Here is a 2,275-nt window from a genome sequence, read left to right as displayed (position 1 = left end):
GCCAAGACCGGCGCCCACCACCACGGCCACCTGGAAAGCGTGATCTATGTGATTCGCGGAAAAGCCCGCATGCGCTGGGGCGAGCGCCTGGAGTTCACCGCCGAGGCTGGGCCGGGTGACTTCATTTATGTGCCGCCCTATGTGCCGCACCAGGAAATCAACGCCAGCCCGACCGAGGTGCTGGAGTGCGTGCTGTGCCGCAGCGACGGCGAAGCGGTGGCCGTCAACCTCGACATCGAACCGGTCGAAAAACCCGATACCGTGCTCTGGGTGGACCCGACACACCCCCATGGCGGCGTGTAAAGCGCCGGTCAAGCCCTGGTGAGGCGGTCATAAAGCCGCGTTGATGTGCGGAAAACTGCACGGTTTTTGCAAGACGCGGAAAGCTTTCCTTACGAATGTCACCTCGTCCTACAGGATGTATCAAACGGCTTGGTTACAACTGGGGCTCACACAGAAGGAGTCCATCATGGATACCAACAACCAAGTCGTTAATGCCCCCGCTTCCCAACCGGGCCACCCGGGTCTTGCCCAGCGCCTGCAACACAGCAAGGCCCTTGTCGCCATCATCGCCGTGCTCGGCGTGACCGTCATGGCGCTGGCCGCAGCGCTGGTCGTCAACCGCTCCGACGCGCAGCCGGGTGTATCGGATTACGCCCCCGCCAATGAGCCCGCCAAGGTTGCCAAACTGGCAGATTCGCCCAAACCGCAAGCCGCCAAGCCGCACACCACCCCGACCGTCGTCGCGCAAGCCTCGCCACGCGCCAATGTCTGCGCGGCCTGCGGAACGGTGGAAGCCGTGACGCCGGTGCAACGCCAGGGCAAGGTCAACGGCGTGGATGTCGGCAACACCACCATCGGCCTGGGCACCGTCGCCGGCGGCGTGGTCGGCGGCCTGCTGGGCAACCAGGTGGGCGGCGGCAACGGCAAGACCGCCATGACCGTCCTGGGTGTCGCCGGCGGCGCCTTTGCCGGCAACCAGATCGAAAAGAACATGAAAAAGGTCACCGTCTACGAAGTGCGCGTGCGCATGGACGACGGCACGGTCCGCAACATGGAGCTGTCCAGCGCCGTGGCCGTGGGCGCCAAGGTGATTGTTGAGGGCAAGAATCTCCGTCTGGCCTAAATAGAGCCCCCACGTTCGCTCACTTCGTGTAGCTCTCTGCACCCCGGGGGGGCGCTGCGCCTGCGGTCTGGCAAAGCCAGTCCCGCGGCCCCTGCTGGTGAAGAGGGGGTTCCCTCGGAGCGCTGCGCCTGTGGCCCGGCAAGCCGGTTCCGCGGCCCCTGCTTGATGAAAGAGCATCGTCGCGCACGAACTGCTCCTAGAAAAGAAAGAAGACACCCCATGAAAGCACCCAAACCATTCCTGCTGGCCGGTTTTGTCGCGGCCCTGACCCTGTCGGGTGGCGCGGCCATGGCCGCTGGCCCTTATGCCACCGCCACCGTCGAAGGTGCGCTGTCGCCCGGTGTTTACGGCCGCATTGAAATCGGCAACGCGCCGCCCCCGCCGCTGGTCTATGCGCAGCCTGTCATCATCCAGCGCCCGGCGGTGGTGGTGCAGCAGCCGCCGATGTACCTGCACGTGCCTCCCGGCCATGCCAAAAAATGGTCCAAGCATTGCGCAAAGTACAACGCCTGCGGCCAGCCGGTGTACTTCGTGAAAGTCCAGGGCGATGAGGACTACGAGCGCGGCAAGCACAAGAAGAACAAGCACAAGGGGCACGGCGATGACCACGGCCGTGGCGAGAAGCACGGCAAGGGCCACGACTGACGGCCGGGCCCTCCACGCCTGCTCCCCCACGTAAATGCCGGTGCCCGTCACCGGCATTTTTTTGGCCGCCTTCCAGCCGGATTGCGCGCGGGCGGCGAGAATAAACCCCGGGTCCGCAGGGCCTCCTGCCGGGGGCGTAGCATTGGGCCCCTGTTCACCGCTATCCGCATCCGCAGAAAGAAATCCCCATGAAAGCCATCTGGAACGGCGCAGTGATTGCGCAAAGCGACGAGACCGTGGTGGTGGAAGGCAACCACTACTTCCCCGAGAGTTCGCTCAACCGCGACTACGTCACCTTCAGCAACCACCACACCATGTGCTCCTGGAAAGGGCAGGCCAGCTATTACTCGCTGCTGGTCAACGGCGAAATGAACACCGACGCCGCCTGGTACTACCCCGACCCCAAGCCCGAGGCCGACAACATCAAGGGCCACATCGCCTTCTGGAAGGGCGTCAAGATCGAGCCTTGAGGCGGGAGCGCCGGCGCGGCCATAACTCGAGGGC

4 protein-coding genes are annotated in these 2,275 nt (G+C 64.4%); all 4 read left to right on the top strand.

Annotation, left to right across the window (positions count from 1 at the left end; genetic code table 11):
- The coding region (locus AC1D0P_RS24910) for a cupin domain-containing protein (RefSeq protein ID WP_477679185.1) at positions 1-303 on the top strand (303 nt) is incomplete at its 5' end.
- Positions 304-469: 166 nt separating this feature from the next.
- Positions 470-1,126: a glycine zipper 2TM domain-containing protein gene (locus AC1D0P_RS24905; protein WP_477679184.1), complete on the top strand. Its 657-nt coding sequence runs from the start codon at positions 470-472 to the stop codon at positions 1,124-1,126.
- Positions 1,127-1,345: 219 nt separating this feature from the next.
- On the top strand, positions 1,346-1,771 hold the full coding sequence (locus AC1D0P_RS24900; protein ID WP_477679183.1) for a hypothetical protein: 426 nt from the start codon (positions 1,346-1,348) through the stop codon (positions 1,769-1,771).
- Positions 1,772-1,959: 188 nt separating this feature from the next.
- The gene (locus AC1D0P_RS24895; protein WP_477655265.1) at positions 1,960-2,241 is read left to right on the top strand and encodes a DUF427 domain-containing protein; all 282 of its coding nucleotides are present in this window, start codon (positions 1,960-1,962) and stop codon (positions 2,239-2,241) included.
- Positions 2,242-2,275 lie beyond the last annotated feature (34 nt).

This window comes from Polaromonas sp. P1_G2 (assembly GCF_056405515.1).
Note: the sequence above shows the minus strand (reverse complement) of the source record. Positions and strands in the feature narration are given on the sequence as shown.